This window comes from Candidatus Binatia bacterium (genome assembly GCA_023150935.1).
GTDB lineage: Bacteria > Desulfobacterota > Binatia > HRBIN30 > HRBIN30 > JAKLJW01.
The window spans coordinates 20640-37246 of the sequence record JAKLJW010000013.1; the positions used below are offsets into that span (position 1 = coordinate 20640).

A 16607-nucleotide genomic window follows, 5' to 3' on the forward strand; every position below is an offset into this window, starting at 1 on the left:
CGAGCGCGCGCTCGTAGGCCCCGCATGTAGGTTGGGACCGCCGGAACGCGCCGGCTACGACTTGTGCGCGGCGATCTGCACGCTCACGACGAGCCGGGCCGCCTCGAGCAGATCCGGGACCGGCACGCTCCGGATCAGATCGCCAATGAACTCCGAGGCCATCGGATCGGAACAGCCCGCGGCCGCGCCTTCCGGAGAGGTCACTCCGAGCATGGCCGCGGCATTCTTCTCGCCGGCAAACTCGACGCGATCGAAGCCGGCGGCGTGCAGCATGCGCACGTAATCGTCCTTGAGGCTGACGCCGGCCACGCAGCCGACGTAAGCCGCCAGACTCGCGCGCACCGACTCCGGCAGCTCGCCGAGCGCGACCAGGTCCGAAATCGTCAACCGGCCGCCGGGACGAAGGACCCGAAAGGCTTCGGCGAACACCTTCGATTTCTCGGGCGATAGGTTGATTACGCAGTTCGAAATAATGATATCGACCGTGTCGTTCTCCACGGGCAGCGCCTCGATCGTACCCTGGCGGAACTCCACGTTGGCGGCACCCACGGTTGCGGCGTTACGCCGCGCTTTCTCGATCATCGCCGGCGTCATGTCGACACCGATCACGCGGCCCGACGGCCCCACCGCGCGCGCGGCCAGTAAGGCGTCGAACCCGGCACCCGAGCCGAGGTCGAGCACGACATCGCCGGGCCTGAGCGACGCCAACGCCACCGGGTTGCCGCACCCGAGGCCGAGGTTCGCGCCCTCCGGTACCGCGTTGAGGTCTGCCGTGTCGTAGCCGATCGAGCGCGCCAACCGCTCGGCCGCCGCGGGGGGACTTTGCCCTTCAGCGACTCCCGCGTATCGCTTCCGCACCGCCTCGCGCAGGGCTTCTCCGCCAGTTGCTTCAGTCGTGGTCATGTCGATCTCCTCTCTGTAGTAATCGCTCCTGGTTGGATACGGATTGCTCACCGTCCATTGCCGTTCGCCGACTCCCCACCGCCACCCCCCGTTCGTAACCGGCGCGCGATCCCTCACTCGCCCTTCACCGCCGCCGGCCGCAGCAAGCCACGGCAGCACTCGAATTTCGCAAAGAACAGCCCGCAGCACTTGCGCAGGGCGGCCGCATCGATGCGGTAGAACACTTCCTTGCCACGCTTCTCGCTGGCGACCAGACCGGCATCGCGAAGGATGCGCAGGTGATGCGACACCGACGGTTGCGCCATGTCGAATTCGCGCACCACGTCGCTCACGCAGAGCTCGCCGGCCCCTTCCAGCAGTCCCAGGATCTTCTGCCGCGCCGGATCCCCGAGAGCGCGGAACACGCGCACCGCCTCGTCCATACGCATCCACATATATCGATGCGTCTCCGCTTGTCAAGCTCCCGTTGCGCCGACCTGGAAAGCTGGCTTGGATGCCGGCATGCCGAGACTCCTCGCCAACCCTGCCTTCGTCCACGACTACGGCCACCGCCTTGCGGCCGTTTGCGCCGCTCACGGTCTCGATCTCGACCCGCTCAGCCTGCCTCCCGACCCGGAAGCAACGCTCGACGACGACACCCTGGCGACAATCGACGTGGCCTGCTGCACGGACGATTTCGTCGAGAACTCCCCCGCCACCCGTCGCTTCCTCGGTTGCGCCCTGCGGGCCCCGAACCTGCGCTGGATGCACCTTCCCAACGCCGGTGTCGACCACCCCGTGTTCGGCTGGTTCCTCGATCGAGGCGTTCGTCTCACCACCTCGTCGGGCGCTAACGCCGAACCTATCGCGCACACGGCAATCGCAGCCCTGTTGATGCTCGCCCGCGGGTTCCCGCACTGGCTTGGCGCCCAGCGCCGACACGCCTGGGCGCCGCACCCGGAGGCTAACCCGCCCCGCGATCTCCGCGGGCAGACTCTCGTCATCGTCGGCCTCGGCGCCATCGGCAATCGCGCTGCCCGCATCGCCCGCGCGCTCGGACTGCACGTCGTCGGTGTCCGCCGCCACCCCCGTACCGAGCACGATGCGGTCGACGAACTCCTCCCCCCGAACGCCCTGCCCGACCTGCTGCCACGCGCCGACTGGCTGCTGCTCACCTGTCCACTGACCGATGCCACCCGCGGCATCATCGACCGCGCCGCGCTCGCGCGCCTGCCCGCACACGCATGCGTGCTCAACGTCGCTCGCGGACCCGTGATCGACCAGCCGGCTCTGATCGCCGCGCTGCAAGCAGGTCGTCTCGGAGGGGCCTATCTGGACGTTTTCGAGACCGAACCGCTGCCCGCCGACTCCCCGTTGTGGGCAATGCCGAACGTTATTGTCACCCCGCACGATTCCTCGGTGTCCTCCGGCAACCGCGCTCGGGTCAGCGAGTTGTTCCTCGATAACCTCTCCCGCTGGGCGCGAAACGAACCGCTCGTCAACCAGGTGGGCGAACGGTAAGGACGCGGGCGATGTGAAGCTGCCAGTGCGACACAGCGGGAGAATCTCCTTCCCTCTCAACCGGTGTCCGTGCATCTCCATTGACCTCCATCACTCTCCCCATTCCCGTCCCTGCCCCACCGACGCCACCGGGCTGTCACTTGCTCGGACCCGCGGCGTGCGTCATGTTCCGGGGTAGCGATGCGCGTCCTCGTCGTCGAAGACGAACCGAAGGTCGCCAGCTTCCTGCAACGGGGGCTGGCTGCCGAAGGCTACGCGGTCGACGTCGCCGCCGACGGACACGCCGCCCTCTCCGCCGCCGGCGCCGGTTCCCACGACGTCCTCGTCGTCGACATCATGCTTCCGGGTCTTGACGGCATAGCCCTCACGCGGGCCTTGCGCGAGCGCGGCTGCCGGGTACCCATCCTCCTGCTCACGGCCCGCGACACGCTGGCCGACAAGGTTGCCGGGCTCGACAGCGGCGCCGACGACTACCTCACCAAGCCCTTCGCCTTCGAGGAACTCCTGGCGCGGGTGCGCGCCCTGTTGCGGCGAACGTCGCCGCCGGCGCCCGCGGTGATGACCGTCGCCGACCTGCGCCTCGATCCCGTGCGCCGCGAAGTCACCCGCAGCGGCCGGCGCATCGAACTCTCGCCGCGCGAGTTCGCGCTGCTGGAGTTCTTCCTGCGCCGCCCCGGTCAGGTGCTCAGCCGCGCGGTCATCGCGCAGCACGTCTGGGGCGTCGATTTCGACACGTTCACCAACGTCATCGACGTCTACGTCAATTACCTGCGCAAGAAGGTCGACGCCGACTTCGACCGCAAGCTACTGCACACCGTTCGCGGCGTCGGCTACGTACTGAAGGACTCGGGGCAGTGACCGTGTGGCCGCATTCGCTGCGGGCCCGTCTGGTCCTGTGGTACTCGGGAATCCTCACCGCCACCCTGGCCGTCCTCGGCGCGCTTGCCCTCGTGCTGTTGGATCGTACCCTGCGGTCGACCGTCGACGCCTCCCTGCAAGCGATGGCCGACACCATCGAACGGTCGGCCGGCAGCCCGTCGCCGTTCGGACCCGATCTCGACCGTTCGCTGGAAACGCTGCTCGGCCCCGCCCTGGCCGACCGTTTCTTCCGTCTTCTCGACCCGCTAGGGCGCCCCGACCCGCGCCTGGAGCCGCGCGGGCGTGTCCAGCTTCCGCTCACCATCGAGGCGTTGCGTAATGCCGAACGCGCGCGGCCAACGTACGAAACCCTGGCCTTGCTCGGCCCAGGAAGCGGACCGGTGCGGCTGCTCACCCAGCCGGTGGTGGAGCGCGGTCGCGTAGTCCGCGTCGTCCAGGTGGCGTTGCCCCTGGCGGCTACGGAGTTGGCGCGTTCCCGATTTCTGCTGATCCTGCTCGGACTCGCGCCCATCGCGCTGGTGGCGGCAGCACTCGGCGGCTGGTTTCTGGCGCGGCGAGCGCTGGCCCCGGTCGACGCGATGGTCGATGCGGCGCGGCGAATCGAGGCCGACGATCTTTCCCGGCGCCTGACCGCACCGCCAACCGACGACGAGCTAGGGCGGCTCGGCGCGGTGTTGAACGAAATGCTGGCTCGCCTGGAACGCTCTTTCCGCACGGTCCGGCAGTTCAGCGCCGATGCCGCGCACGAACTGCGCACTCCGCTCACCGTGCTCAAGGGCGAGCTCGAGGTTGGCTTACGAACCGTGGCGGGACAGGCTCCGAGTTCGCCGTCACGGCCGCGGGACGAAGAGTATCGTCGCGTGCTCGGCAGTTGTCTGGAAGAAGTCGACCGCCTCACCGGACTCGTCGACGATATGCTCCTGTTGGCGCGCGCCGACAGCGGCGCGATCGCCCTGCCGCGAGAGGCCGTCGACCTGAGCGCGTTGGTCGCCGACGCCGAACCGGGTTTGCGCGCGCTCGCGGCGGCCGCCGGTCTGACCCTGACCACGACGGCCCCGGCACCCGTGCTGGTCAGTGGCTACGCGCCCCTTCTGTTTCGCGTCGTCTTCAACCTCGGCGACAACGCCATCAAGTATACGCCGGCGGGCGGCCACGTGATTGTCGGCACCGAGGCCGATCCCGCAGGGGCGGTCATCTTCGTCGCCGATACAGGCCCGGGCATTGCGCCCGACCGGCAAGCGCACGTCTTCGACCGCTTCTACCGCGGCGATCCCGCCCACAGCCGCGGCGGCAGCGGCCTCGGCCTCGCCGTCGTCCAGGCCATCGTCGTTGCCCATGGCGGTAACGTCACGGTCGACTGCGCCCCGGAACGCGGCACGACCTTCAGGGTTTTGCTGCCGCCGGCGTAAGAGCGGTCGCTCGGGTGCGAGCGGCCCGGTCGCTGCGCTCCGGTCGCGTATGAGAGCTTTCTAATCCCGATCTCACGGCCGCTTCATCTTGTGGCGCTAGGCTGCCCTGCAAATACGTCCACCCGGAGGAGGATGGCATGAACAGGGCAAAGAAATTAGTGGCTGGAACCGCGGCCGCGGCTATTGTCGGATTCGGCGGATATGCGCTCGGGGAGTCGCACGGCGCCGGCCTGTACGCCGCGACCGACGGCACGGAGGCGGCCTCGGCGGTTCAGGCTGCGGAGGGCAGCCGGTCCGCACCCGGAGCGCTCCCGTCGTTTGCGACCCTGGCCGAACAGGTCGCCCCCAGTGTCGTGTTCATCAAGTCAGTCGGGGTTCAGCCGACCACGGGTCACGGACCCGGTCCGCACGCGCAACCCTTCGGCGAAAACGGGCCGTTCCCCGGTTTTCCGTTCCCGATGCCTCCGGGACCGCACGGGGGATTCAAGCGCCAGGGCACCGGCTCCGGTTTCATCGTCCGCGACGACGGCCTCGTGGTCACCAACAACCATGTCGTCGAGGGAGCCAAACAGATCACGGTGACGCTGAAGGACGGCACGGAGCACGAAGCGCGCATCGTCGGGCGGGACCCGAAGACGGACCTCGCGGTGTTGAAGATAGACCCCAAGGACAAGCTGCCGGCGGTGAGCCTCGGCGACTCCGACTCGTTGCGCGTCGGCGACTGGGTGATGGCCATCGGCAATCCCTTCGGCCTGAACAACACCGTCACCGCGGGCATCGTCAGCGCGAAGAGTCGCAGCATTGGCGCCGGCCCCTATGACGATTTCATCCAGACCGACGCCTCGATCAATCCCGGCAACTCCGGTGGCCCGCTGTTCAACGAACGCGGCGAAGCGGTCGGCATCAACACGGCAATATTCAGTCAGAGCGGCGGCAACATCGGCATCGGTTTCGCCATTCCCATCAACCTTGCCAGGGCGCTGCTCCCCGAACTCGAAGCGCACGGCCACGTGACCCGCGGATGGCTCGGGGTGACCATCCAACCGGTAACCCCCGACCTGGCGAAATCGCTCGATCTGGAGAAGCCCACGGGTGCGTTGGTGGCGGATGTCACGGCCGACGGTCCGGCCGCCGCTGCCGGCATCAAACGCGGTGACGTCATCGTCAGCTTCGGCGGCAAGAAGGTCGCCGAGTCGCGCGACCTGCCGTCGCTGGTGGCCGCCACGCCCGTCGGCAAGTCGGTTTCCGTCGGCATCGCGCGCGGCGGCAAGGAACAGACGGTCGAGGTCGCGGTGGCCAAGCTCGCCGACGACACGGTTGCCGAGGCCGACGCCCCCAGGGGTGCGAAGTGGGGCCTGGCGCTGCGCGACCTCACACCGGAGGAGCGCCGCCGCGCCGGGCTGGACGACGACGAAGGTGTCCTCGTCACCAATGTCGCCCCGGAGAGCCCCGCGGCCGAGGCCGGCGTCGAACCCGGCACGATCGTCTTGCAGGTCAACCAGACCCCGGTCGGTTCGGTCGAGGCGCTGAAGGCTGCCGTGGCCAGGAACGACGGCGATCGCCTCCTGCTGCTCCTCAAGCAGGGCGACCACAATCGCTTCGCGGCGTTGACCAGCGACGGCGGAAAGGGGTGAAGTAAGTGGGAGGGGAGTGGCGCGGGCTCGATCGCTATTAGCTGAAGGCTGACAGTGACGGGAGGGCGCGGCTCGGCGGGAGCCTCGCCCTCCCCATCTGAGTCCTTCGCGCCACGCAAGCAATCTAGGACCCGGTGGCTCAGCGCAGGCTCACACCCGCGACCCAGGATATGACCAAAGGTGCCCAGGTGGAGGGCGATCTGTTTCCCGGTCCGCCGGCAACCCGGGTGCAGGCGTTCGCTTGTCTCGCCGCGGCAGCGTGATATGCGCTGTTCGCGCGGTGAGGAGCCCCGATGAAGTTCGGTATCATGTACGCCAACGCCGGCCCGTTTGCCTTTCCCGAATCGCTCTTGAACCTGGCGCGCACCGCCGAAGAGGTCGGCGTGGAGTCGCTGTGGTCCGTGGAGCACGTTGTCATCCCGGTCGGGTACGCGTCCCGGTATCCCTACAACGAGAGCGGCAAGCTCCCCGGAGGCGAGGACATCCCGATTGCCGACCCCGTCTTGCCGCTTGCGTACGCGGCGGCAGTGACCCGAACTCTGCGCCTCGGCACCGGGATCATGATTCTCCCGCAGCGGCATCCCATTTACGTCGCCAAGGAGATGGCGACGCTCGATGTCCTTTCGAACGGCCGCGCCATGCTCGGTGTCGGCATCGGTTGGCTCGAAGAGGAGTTCCAATCGATCGGCGTACCGTTCAAACAGCGGGCCGCGCGCACGGAGGAGTCGATCCGTGCGATTCGTTCCCTGTGGAAACCCGAGCCCCAGCCCTTCGCCGGCAAGTATTACGCATGGGGACCGGTTCAATCCCAACCGAAGCCAATGCAGCAGCCCGGCGTCCCCATCGTTATCGGCGGCCACTCCGAAGGCGCAGCGCGGCGCGCCGCACGGTTCGGCGACGGCTTCTTCCCCGCCCGCGGCCCCCTCGACCGCCTTCGCACCCTGCTTGCCATCGTGCGCGACGAGTGCGCCGCCCTGGGCCGCGACCCGGCTACCATCGAGGTGACGGCCGCCGAGACGACCGCCGACCTTGACGCGGTGCGCCGCTATCAGGACCTCGGGGTCTCCCGCGTGGTCGTGGCGCCCCCCGCCTTCGACCCCGACGGTGTCCGCACCGGTCTGCACGAATTCGCCAACAAGGTAATCGCCCGTATCTGATCGCAATTACGCCGCTTCGATCGAAGCTCGCGGCGCCGTCACTGCCGCGACCACTGGATTTCCATATCCTCGCGACCGCCTAGCGCGCGTTTGAGCAGGTCGAGCAGGTCCCGATCGGCGCCCTGCTCTTCGAGCATGTCCAGCGTCGCCCTGTCGATGTAATAATCGTCGTCTTCCGGGGATTCCTCCTCGAGCTGATCGCGGAGGAACTCGAGTTGTTGGTCCGAAATCGTTCCCAGCGTACTGCCGCTTTCCTTGTCTCTAAGTTCGATCATGCATCCAATTTCTGCCGCTAACACGGCAGCTATTCAATAGGTCCGCGTCCGGCCTGACAGCTTCCTTCCAGTTCGATTTCCGGGGCAATCTCCTCCAACTCCAGCCGGGCGGTTTCGGGCACGCAGAAACCGATGATGAGCGGTGCAACCGGGGTGACCGCAAGCATCGCCGTGATTGCTGCCGCGTGGCTTCCCAGGCGCTCGTACAAAAAACCTTCAAGACTGAGTCCAGCGGCGGCTCCCAGAGTGCTGACCACGGCGCGGACACCGGAGGCCGTCGACCGGTACGACGTCGGAAACAGTTCGCTGCCGAGCGCCGCGAACAGCACGAGCACCATCGTCAGGGTGAGAAGCATCAATCCGAACACCGGCGGAATCCACGCGCCGTCGGTGTTGTAGAACACCGCGATCAGCGCGGCGTTGAGCAACAGGCCGACAATCATCGTGCGCTTACGGCCGAACCTGTCACCCAGACCGCCGGCGAGCACGTTGCCCACCGGCGCGAGCACGCCGAAAGACAGGTAGAGCATCGCCACCTGTCCCGGCGCGTAACCGTGCTCCTGCTGTAGCGATTTCGACACGAATATCAGCGAGGTCTCGAGGACGAACCCCATGGGGAACACCGCCGCCGATAGCGCCAGCAGGCGCCCCGGGTACATCTGCAACATGTGCCGCACCGGCCGCAGGGCGCCGCGCCATCCGCGCTCGGAATCCCCGGCGCGATACCGGGTGAACCGCTGCGTCTCCCCGAGCGAGCGGCGGAACCAGGCAAGCAGCAGCAGCGGCACGATACCGATCACGTACAACGCCCGCCAACCGAACGGCAGCACGTTGACCAACGCGAAAACGACCGACGCCAGTCCGTGACCGAGCGTACCCATGGCCGCCAGCATGCCGATGCCCCAACCGCGCACGTCCGCCCCGAACTCCTCGGCGATGACTACCACCGCCAGCATACTTTCTCCGGCAATGAACACGCGGGCCAGGAATTGTAGGAACGCAAACTCGCCCGCGGTCCGCGCGAACGACGTCAGGAACGTGCACAACGTAAAGCCGACGATCGTCACCAGCAGGATCCCGCGGCGGCCGAATCGATCCGCCAGAACTGTCAGGACCAGGGCAAAGATGACCCCGAGACGGATCGTCGCCGTAACGCCGCCCACCTCCGCTTCCGCAATGCCGAGACCGACCTGAATCTGCGGTAGCGCCAGACCGAGTATGGCGACGTCGTAACTGTCGATGAGATTGGCCGCGCCAAGAACACCCAGAACGTGCCACTGGTGCGGAGTAAGCGTGCGTCCGGCAGCGAGCAGGCCGCGCAGTCGCCGGCGCCACCCGGCCACGGCGGGCACCGCAGCCAGCGGTAAGCGATCGGCACCACCCGCGGCGTCGCGCTCCTGTCCGTCCATAGGCGCCCTGGAAGCAATCAGGGCGGCGCCGAAAAGGCAAGGCGGTCACCGCAACCGCCGTCGCGACGCCCCCGGCCAGCGTCGCCATCCCCTCGGGATGCCCGTGGGCCGGACGGAAAGGATTGGCCCTCTCCGTTAGCGCCCCGTTCCCGATCTCATTTCGATGGTCGCCGCCGGCGCATGTAGCCGATGCCGACCCCCGCGAGGGCCACGGCAAGTGCGACCACACCGGCCGACCGTGCGGTCGGAATCGGCAAGAAAGGCTCCGTCTGCACGTCGGCGCTGTTGTTATCCGGATTGGGATCCACGGTCGCGCTCGTCACCGTCACGTCGCAACCGAACGATTGCCCCGGCGCAACCAGGGGACTCACCCGCACGCAGATGATAAAGGTCGCCGTCCCGTTCACGGGCAGCGTCGGCAGCGTACAGGTCACCGTGCCGGTCTGTCCCACCGGCGGCGTCACGCAGTTCCATCCCGCCGGCGCCGACACCGCAACAAAGGTCGTCTCGGGCGGCAGGTTCTGCGTGACCACCACGTTCTGCGCGTCGCTCGGGCCGTTGTTCACCACGTCGATCGTGTAGAACAAGTTGCCGCCCGGCAGGACCGGGTCCGGCGTTCCCGCCTTGGTTATCGCCAGATCGGCGCGGGTAATGACCGTGGTCGTCGCCGTCGCCGAGTCGTTCGGGTTCGGGTTGGGGTCAGCACTGACAACGGTGGCGGTGTTCGAGAGGAGCGTACCATCCGGCGTGCTCGCCGGGACCGCAACTTCGAGCGTGAACACCATCACGTCGCCCGGCGGTGTGAAGTTCCGCGCGCACGACACGAGTCCGACGCCACCCACCGGCGGCGTCGTGCACGAAAAGCCGGCCGGCGCCGTGAGCGACACGAACGTCGTTCCGGCGGGTACGTTGTCGTCGACCTGCACCTGCAGAGCCGGGATGGTGTCGTTGTTGGTCGCGGTGATCGTGTAAATCAGGTTGGTGCCGGCGATGACCGGGTCGGGCGCGTCGGTCTTGGCGATCGACAGATCGACACCCGCAGTATTGGCCAGCTTATAGTCGTAGAAGATGGCCAGGCCGCCAGGCGCGGGCAGACCGGCCGGCGCCGTGGCGGAGGACCAGGCGTTGTAAATGCGCCCGGCCGCACAGGCGTTGCCGCTGTAATCGCCATACTTCGGGCAGCCGCCGCCGGTCTGGCAGGCCTCACCGGCCGGGCATCCGCCGGCCGAGAAGTCGCACCGGTTACCCGAGCCCTGGCCGGCCGGACACGTGCTCCCGGACAGCGCCACCTGGCAGCACACCCCCGCCAATTGCGGTTGGACGGTGCAGTTGTCCGAGTCGCCCGTCGCCCGCGGTGCGCACGGCCACCCGGAGGCACACTGCGGATCGGGGTTGTTGGTCAGGTTCGTCTCGACCCCGGCTGCAAGGCCGGCGCCGGAGCCAGTCGCGCTGCCGCAGTAGTAGTCCGTCAGATCGTTACTGACGCCGCCCACGGCCGCACGCCGGTCGTACCACGACACGCGCGCCGCCCCGCCGACGCTGCACACCCAGGGCATGAAGCGCACGCCGGTGACGTTCGCGTTGACGCGTACGGGCGCGGACCACGAACCGTTAGTCCCACCGGTAGTCGAATCGGTGACCATCACGTCCGCGTTACCGCCGCCCGTATCGTTCGCAAACGCCACGTACACGTGATTGGCGTTGGTGTCGTCCACGGCCACGGTATGACTCGAGAGCAGGTTCCCGTTGTTGCACCGGTCAAGCCCCGGCACCGGGCAAACGACGTCGGTCACCGCACTGACAGTGGCCGGAAATCCGGCCTGGAGCTGAAGCGGGGTCGCGGCGTTACAGGCGCTGAACTTGTCGAGCATGACGTTTCCGCCGCTGCGATAGACCACGTACACAAAGCCGTCCTGTCCGACGGTGACGCGCGGGAAATCGCCGGCGCCGCCGCCGACCAGCGCGGCCGACGGCCAGGTCGCGCCGCTGTCTCGCGAGCACACCAACGTCGGGATCACCGGCCCGGCAGTGGCGTTGCAGTTCCCGCCGCTGAAGTTACGCCACGTGGAGTACACCATGTCGCCGCCGACCGCAGCGTTCACCCGATCGGCGGCGATGTGTTCCTGATCGGGAAAGCAGGTCGTACCGGCGTTGTCGCACAGGGTGGCGTTCGAAAACGTCGTGAAGTTCATGCCGCCATCGGTGGACCGACCGACGGTCGTCGAACACTGCGTTGCGGCCCCGCCGGCCCCCTGCGGAAACCCGATAAACGCGTAATAAAAGGCCCCGCTCTGGCCCACGCCGAGCGACGGGTCGCCGTTCCTCGAGAAGAACCCCGGCGGGTTTGGCGTGCCGCCGCGGAACGAGAACGTGACCCCACCGTCGGTAGACGTCGAGAAGCCGCTGTTCGCCGCCATCACGATATTCTGCCCGTCCTGCGAAACGGCGACCTCGATTTCGCCCACGCCCGTCTGAAGCTGTTGCGCTACGCCCGGCGATGACGCGGCACTGTCCTCTGTGACCGCCGCTGCCGCCGCTTGCGCGCGGCGCGGCGCGAGCGCTCGCGGGGCCACCGGCTGGCGCAACAGTTCGAGCGCCCGATCGACCGCCGCCGGATCCGCGGGAACCGGGCACTCCAGACCACGACCGACGGCCAGCATCGCGTCGGCCGTCTCGTCCGGCATACCTGCCGGCACGGCGCCCTGCAGCCTCACCACATACCGGTCGACGGCCACTGCCGTCGTCACCCGGAGCGACAGCTCGGATCCGGCCGTCGCTTCGTCGCGGCCCGGCCGTTCCACGGGCACCAGGTACTTTCTTTCCAATCCCGGCCAACCGCACACCGCCAGCACCGCCGCCGTCGTCGTGCTCTCGGCCGCGATGGACTGGAGCCGCCGCACCGCGTCCTCGGCGGTCAGTCGATCTTCCACACTGACGATCAGCCGCGGCGTGACGGCGGTCGGCGCGGTGCCGGCGGGAACGTTGAAGATGTCATGGGCATTCGAGTAGCGGGCCGGGCCCGATGACCAATCCGCCGCAAGCCGTAACGCTATCCCGGAACCCAGGGCCAGCGTCTCCCCAGCGGCGGCGGCGTGGCACGGAACCAGCCCGACTACACCCAGTGCAACGACCGCATAGACAGCTACGAGACGTGAGCAAAATGCGCGCATGGCATCCCCTTTTTGGTCATGACATGGACCTGTTCACGGCCTGCCCTATCACGAAGGGAAGGGGGCCCTCAACGCACAAAAAAAAAGATGCCGGAACCTGCGCCGCCACACCTGCAAGCCCACCGCTGGGTTCCCGCGTGCGAGACTGTCGATAAACGGCCAAACCCGGCTTCGACAGGCTCAGCCTGAGCGGCGATGGAATTGATTTCATTGGGTTTCCCCGCTCACCCTGCGCTCATCGAAGGGTGAATGGGAGTTTACCGACAGTCTCGTGCGCGGGAATAACGAACTTTTCGTCTATGCTGCCACGGGCGGCCACCCATCAGGTTTTCGGTAACCCTCGCCCCGGGCTGGCAAGCACCTCTTAGCGACGGATCAAGGAGAACTCGCCCGTTGGGCGACCTCTCGCTGCGTCCAACTCATTACGATGACAGCGGATTCCGTGTATCGGCCCTGCTTGAAGCGGAGTTAAGGTAATGACCCGGCTCAGAGAGTGACCGGATCAACGACGCGCGTTCTGACGCTTGAGCCTGCCCTTCCAGCGCAGAATCGGCACGTCGGCGGTCACCAGGGTGGCGCCTTCCGCCAGGGCGTGGGGACGATCGGTTGCGCAAGGGGCGCCGGCTGGCCGACCGACGTGACCCGACGCCCCCCACCCAGTGCCCGTTCGGTCACACGCGCAACCCTACCGCGCGCATCAAGCCGAGGGCGTTGCTCTTCGTTACGACCCCCGGCTGCATGCGGTAGTCGAACACCATCCTTCCGTCCTCGAGGTGATCCTGAAAATGGACGTTGACGGCGTGCGGCGCGAGCGCTTCGGCGATGCGCGCCAGCGCCAGGTCGTGGGTCGTCACCAGACCGATCGCCCCGCGCGCCACCAACTCGCGCACGACCGCCTCGGCCCCGATGCGCCGATCGTGCGAGTTCGTACCGTGCAGGATTTCGTCGAGCAGGAATAGCACCGGCACCGTCCCGGCGGTCAGGTCCAGCAAATAGCGCAACCGGGTGATCTCGGCGTAAAAGTGCGACGCTCCTGCCTGCAACGAATCGACCACCCGCATCGACGCGCCCACCGCAAGCGGCGAGACGGTCAGACGCCGGGCCCGCACCGGCGCCCCAGCCAGGGCCAGCACTGTGTTCGTCCCGACCGTCCGCAGCAACGTGCTCTTACCGGACATGTTAGACCCGCTGACGATGAAGAGCTGCACCTCGTGATCGAGGCGGACGTCGTTACGGACACCGACCGACTCGGGCAGCAACGGGTGCCCCACGGCCTCGCCATGAAAGCACCGCCCGGATTCGAGCACTTCGGGAAAGGGATCGTCGGGATGCTCGGCGCTGTAGGCCGCCAGCGCACCCAGCGCTTCCAGCTCCCCGATCGCTGCCAGCCAGTCTCCGATCGCCGGACCCGACTTCTCCCGCCACGCCTCGATCGCCAGCGCGCACTGCGTGCTCCAGAGCAGGAGCGGCCCGATCGCGGCAAAGAACTGGTTGCGGCGCGCGTCGAGCAGGTCGACGCGGCGGCGCAGACGCGCAATCTGTCGTGACGGCGGCTCGCCGTCGACGTCGAGCTGACAACGCAGCTCGACCAACCGCGGCGCGGCAAAGCTTTCCCGCTCGAGACGCGCCAGCAACTCGGTCAGCAGCGCCAGATCGCGCGTCGGTCGTTCCACCGCGCGGATGACCCGCTGCACGCGTCGCCGCAGCGCCAGGCCAAGCGTACCCTCGGCGGCCAACGCCACGCCGAACGGCAACGGACCCGTCGAACCGCTCTGCCACGCCAGCAGAGCGAGAACCGTCAGTGTCACCGCGGCCAGAGCCGCCGGGCGCGCCCACCGCACCGGCAACATCGACGGCGCCGTTCCCCACGCGGTCAGGGCCTCGGGTTCGACGCCGACACGCACGTCGCTGCCGAGCACCGCGAGGTCCTCGCGCAAGTCGAGCCGTGGTCGCAGCTCCGTCACCGCCGCGTGACGCGCCCGCACGACGTTCGGCAGGGCCGGGGCGAGCAGCCAATTCGCCAGCCGTTCCTCGCCGGCGCGCGTGCGTGCCGTACACAGGAGATCGAAGAGCGAGCCGTGACCGAACACGTCGAGGTCGCCGGCATAAGGGTGCGCCGCATCCGCGAACCCCTCGCCGGTCGCACCCGTCCCCGCCCAACGACCCGCAAGCCGCGCCACGCCCCGCTCGTAAAACCCGGCAGCCCGCTGCGCACGCTGCCGGGCCCGGATAACGTTCTCGTGCAGCACGACGAGGCCGACGAAAACGACGACTGGTACCGCCAGCCACCCCGCCGACACCCAGTGCGCATCCAGAACGATCCAGGCCAACCCCACCGCCGCCACAAACGTCGCCAGCCGGGCCCGCGAGATAGCCCGTTCACGCCCGCTCAAAACGGCGGCGGTGGCCTGCCGCTGGGCCAGACGTTCAGCGTAAATCGCGGCCGGATCTTCCATTCAGAGCACCGCCTCGATCAGATGCGGCCCCGGCTCGCCGAGCGCCCGGCGCAAAGCCGCCACCAGCGCTTCCGCCGTCTCCACGCGCACCGACGGCACGCCGAGGCCACGGCCGAGCAGCACCCAGTCGAGCGCCGGCGACGAGAGATCCGTCAACGCCCTCGCCTGCGGCCCCGGCTCGGCGATCCCTGCCCGCATCAGCTCGAACTGCAGGATTCGGTAGCAACGGTTGGCGCACACCAGCGTCGTTACGTTCAGCCCTTCGCGCGCCTGCGTCCAGAGCGCTTGCAGCGTATACATGCCGCTGCCGTCGGCCTGGAAGTCGATCACGGGCCGATCGGGACACGCCAGTGCGGCGCCGGTGGCGCACGGCGGCCCCTGGCCGATGGCGCCGCCGGTGAGCGTCAACAACGTGTGCGCCGGTGCGGCGGCGGAGACCGCATAGTACGCCGCACTCGTCGTCGCGGCTTCGTCGACGACGATGGCCCGCTCCGGCTGCACCGACGCCAGCGCCGCCGCTATGGTGCCGGGGGCGAGCGGGCCGGCCGGTAGTGCGGGACGTTCCGTATGACCGAGCGCCGGGCCTTCCGGCGGCGCGCCGAGGGCGTCCGCCAGAGCCTCCAGCATCGCACCGGCATCGGCCTCCGTACCCGGCGGCCGATGCTCGTCGGCCACCGCGAGCGGAACGACGGTCTGCTGCGCCGTCACCAGCCGGCTCGGCATGCCGGCATAGCCGAAAAACGCCACCGGCTCGCGCGCCCCTGCCAGTACGAGAGTCCGGTAAGGCGCCAGCACCTCCATGACGTGCTCGGGAAAATACGGCAGCCGGTCAATGCGCGGCAGTCCGGCGCCACGATCGAGACGCGCCGGAAACTGCTCGACGAACAGATGCGCACCCGTGGCCGCGGCAACCCGCGCCGCGGCCCGCTGCCCGCGCGCCAGCAGGGCCGTGCCTCCGAGCAGCAGGGCCGCCGGCTGGCCGCCCTCACGCAAGGCTACCGCAGCGCGGTCGACTGCCGCGGCGTCCACCGGCGCTGCCGGCAGCGGACGCGGCGCCATCGCCCCGTGCGCCGCGTCGTACTGGGCGTCGTGCGCCACAATCAATGTCGCCACACGCCCCGGGGCGCTCCCCGCGGCGGCAAGCGCATCGGCCATGTCCCCGGCCAGCTCGGCGGCGTGCCGGTTGCGCCGCACCCAGTGCGATACCGGACGTGCCAGCGACTCGATGTCTGAGGTCAGCGGCGCGTCCACCGCGAGATGCCAGGACGCATGGTCACCGATGACGTTGACGACGGCCGAGCGCGCCCGCCGCGCGTTGTGAAGATTGGCGATACCGTTCGCAAATCCCGGCCCGAGGTGGAGCAGGGTCAGCGCCGGCTTCTCGGCCATCCGCGCGTACCCGTCCGCGGCCCCGGTGCAGACGCCCTCGAACAGGCCCAGCACCGCTCGCATTCCCGGCACCCGGTCGAACATCGCCACCAGCGGCATTTCGGTGGTGCCGGGGTTGGCAAGGCACAGCTCCACCCCGGCGGCTACGGCCGTACGCAACATGCTCTCCGCCCCGTTCATCGCTTCTCTCCCTTCGCCGGCGGGCGTGACAGAGTATAGGACGGCAGTCAACGGGAGTGGTTGGGGGCTTAGGGTCGTCGAGATTCCTGGCGCCTTGACACTGCTGGCTGGGGCCAACTATGCGGTTCTCACGTGAAGGTGCCGGGGGGCGTGATCGAGTCGTGGCCGTGCGAGGATGCGACTACAGGTTCCGAGAGGCTTGTGTGGTTCACGCGCGAAATCGAGTGCCCACGCAGGCGGGCCGTG

General features: G+C 68.2%; 12 protein-coding genes. 5 read left to right on the forward strand and 7 right to left on the reverse strand.

Going from position 1 to position 16607, the window contains the following annotated elements; all coding sequences use genetic code 11:
- Positions 1-54: 54 nt before the first annotated feature.
- The gene (arsM, locus tag L6Q96_09795) at positions 55-903 is read right to left on the reverse strand and encodes an arsenite methyltransferase (protein ID MCK6554855.1); all 849 of its coding nucleotides are present in this window, start codon (positions 901-903) and stop codon (positions 55-57) included.
- A gap of 113 nt (positions 904-1016) precedes the next feature.
- Positions 1017-1337: a metalloregulator ArsR/SmtB family transcription factor gene (locus L6Q96_09800; protein ID MCK6554856.1), complete on the reverse strand. Its 321-nt coding sequence runs from the start codon at positions 1335-1337 to the stop codon at positions 1017-1019.
- A gap of 67 nt (positions 1338-1404) precedes the next feature.
- On the opposite strand from L6Q96_09800, the gene L6Q96_09805 reads away from it, so the two are divergent.
- From L6Q96_09805 to L6Q96_09825, 5 genes are all read left to right on the forward strand, one after another.
- On the forward strand, positions 1405-2403 hold the full coding sequence (locus L6Q96_09805) for a D-2-hydroxyacid dehydrogenase (GenBank protein ID MCK6554857.1): 999 nt from the start codon (positions 1405-1407) through the stop codon (positions 2401-2403).
- A gap of 180 nt (positions 2404-2583) precedes the next feature.
- Positions 2584-3261 (forward strand): response regulator transcription factor, encoded by a 678-nt coding sequence (locus L6Q96_09810; protein ID MCK6554858.1) that lies wholly within the window; start codon positions 2584-2586, stop codon positions 3259-3261.
- Entirely contained in the window at positions 3258-4691 is a 1434-nt protein-coding gene (locus L6Q96_09815; protein MCK6554859.1) for an ATP-binding protein, read from the forward strand. Before L6Q96_09810 ends, L6Q96_09815 begins: the two co-directional genes overlap by 4 nt.
- A gap of 137 nt (positions 4692-4828) precedes the next feature.
- Positions 4829-6325, forward strand: coding sequence for a DegQ family serine endoprotease (locus L6Q96_09820; protein MCK6554860.1), 1497 nt, complete (start codon positions 4829-4831; stop codon positions 6323-6325).
- 293 nt (positions 6326-6618) lie between these two features.
- Complete coding sequence (locus L6Q96_09825) at positions 6619-7482, forward strand: LLM class F420-dependent oxidoreductase (GenBank protein ID MCK6554861.1); 864 nt, start codon at positions 6619-6621, stop codon at positions 7480-7482.
- 38 nt (positions 7483-7520) lie between these two features.
- Here L6Q96_09825 and L6Q96_09830 read toward each other — a convergent pair whose 3' ends face one another.
- The 5 genes from L6Q96_09830 to L6Q96_09850 all read right to left on the reverse strand — a co-directional run bounded on the left by L6Q96_09830 (position 7521) and on the right by L6Q96_09850 (position 16361).
- The gene (locus L6Q96_09830; protein MCK6554862.1) at positions 7521-7757 is read right to left on the reverse strand and encodes a galactosyldiacylglycerol synthase; all 237 of its coding nucleotides are present in this window, start codon (positions 7755-7757) and stop codon (positions 7521-7523) included.
- 29 nt (positions 7758-7786) lie between these two features.
- Positions 7787-9166 carry an MFS transporter gene (locus L6Q96_09835; protein MCK6554863.1) on the reverse strand — a complete coding sequence of 460 codons (1380 nt, stop codon included), beginning with the start codon at positions 9164-9166 and terminating at the stop codon, positions 7787-7789.
- A 155-nt stretch (positions 9167-9321) separates the two neighbouring features.
- On the reverse strand, positions 9322-12336 hold the full coding sequence (locus L6Q96_09840; GenBank protein ID MCK6554864.1) for a DUF11 domain-containing protein: 3015 nt from the start codon (positions 12334-12336) through the stop codon (positions 9322-9324).
- Between the two features lie 671 nt (positions 12337-13007).
- A complete protein-coding gene (locus L6Q96_09845) occupies positions 13008-14792 on the reverse strand; it encodes a DNA mismatch repair protein MutS (GenBank protein MCK6554865.1) in 1785 nt (594 codons plus the stop codon).
- A complete protein-coding gene (locus tag L6Q96_09850; protein MCK6554866.1) occupies positions 14793-16361 on the reverse strand; it encodes an acetolactate synthase large subunit in 1569 nt (522 codons plus the stop codon). It lies immediately after the preceding gene.
- Positions 16362-16607 lie beyond the last annotated feature (246 nt).

What these genes read in the sequence shown, in the direction of transcription:
- arsM (MCK6554855.1), bottom strand. Translation starts at nt 903, where the DNA reads ATGACCACGACTGAAGCAACTGGCGGAGAAGCCCTGCGCGAGGCGGTG.
- L6Q96_09800 (MCK6554856.1), bottom strand. Translation starts at nt 1,337, where the DNA reads ATGTGGATGCGTATGGACGAGGCGGTGCGCGTGTTCCGCGCTCTCGGG.
- L6Q96_09805 (MCK6554857.1), top strand. Translation starts at nt 1,405, where the DNA reads ATGCCGAGACTCCTCGCCAACCCTGCCTTCGTCCACGACTACGGCCAC.
- L6Q96_09810 (MCK6554858.1), top strand. Translation starts at nt 2,584, where the DNA reads ATGCGCGTCCTCGTCGTCGAAGACGAACCGAAGGTCGCCAGCTTCCTG.
- L6Q96_09820 (MCK6554860.1), top strand. Translation starts at nt 4,829, where the DNA reads ATGAACAGGGCAAAGAAATTAGTGGCTGGAACCGCGGCCGCGGCTATT.
- L6Q96_09825 (MCK6554861.1), top strand. Translation starts at nt 6,619, where the DNA reads ATGAAGTTCGGTATCATGTACGCCAACGCCGGCCCGTTTGCCTTTCCC.
- L6Q96_09830 (MCK6554862.1), bottom strand. Translation starts at nt 7,757, where the DNA reads ATGATCGAACTTAGAGACAAGGAAAGCGGCAGTACGCTGGGAACGATT.
- L6Q96_09835 (MCK6554863.1), bottom strand. Translation starts at nt 9,166, where the DNA reads ATGGACGGACAGGAGCGCGACGCCGCGGGTGGTGCCGATCGCTTACCG.
- L6Q96_09840 (MCK6554864.1), bottom strand. Translation starts at nt 12,336, where the DNA reads ATGCGCGCATTTTGCTCACGTCTCGTAGCTGTCTATGCGGTCGTTGCA.
- L6Q96_09845 (MCK6554865.1), bottom strand. Translation starts at nt 14,792, where the DNA reads ATGGAAGATCCGGCCGCGATTTACGCTGAACGTCTGGCCCAGCGGCAG.
- L6Q96_09850 (MCK6554866.1), bottom strand. Translation starts at nt 16,361, where the DNA reads ATGAACGGGGCGGAGAGCATGTTGCGTACGGCCGTAGCCGCCGGGGTG.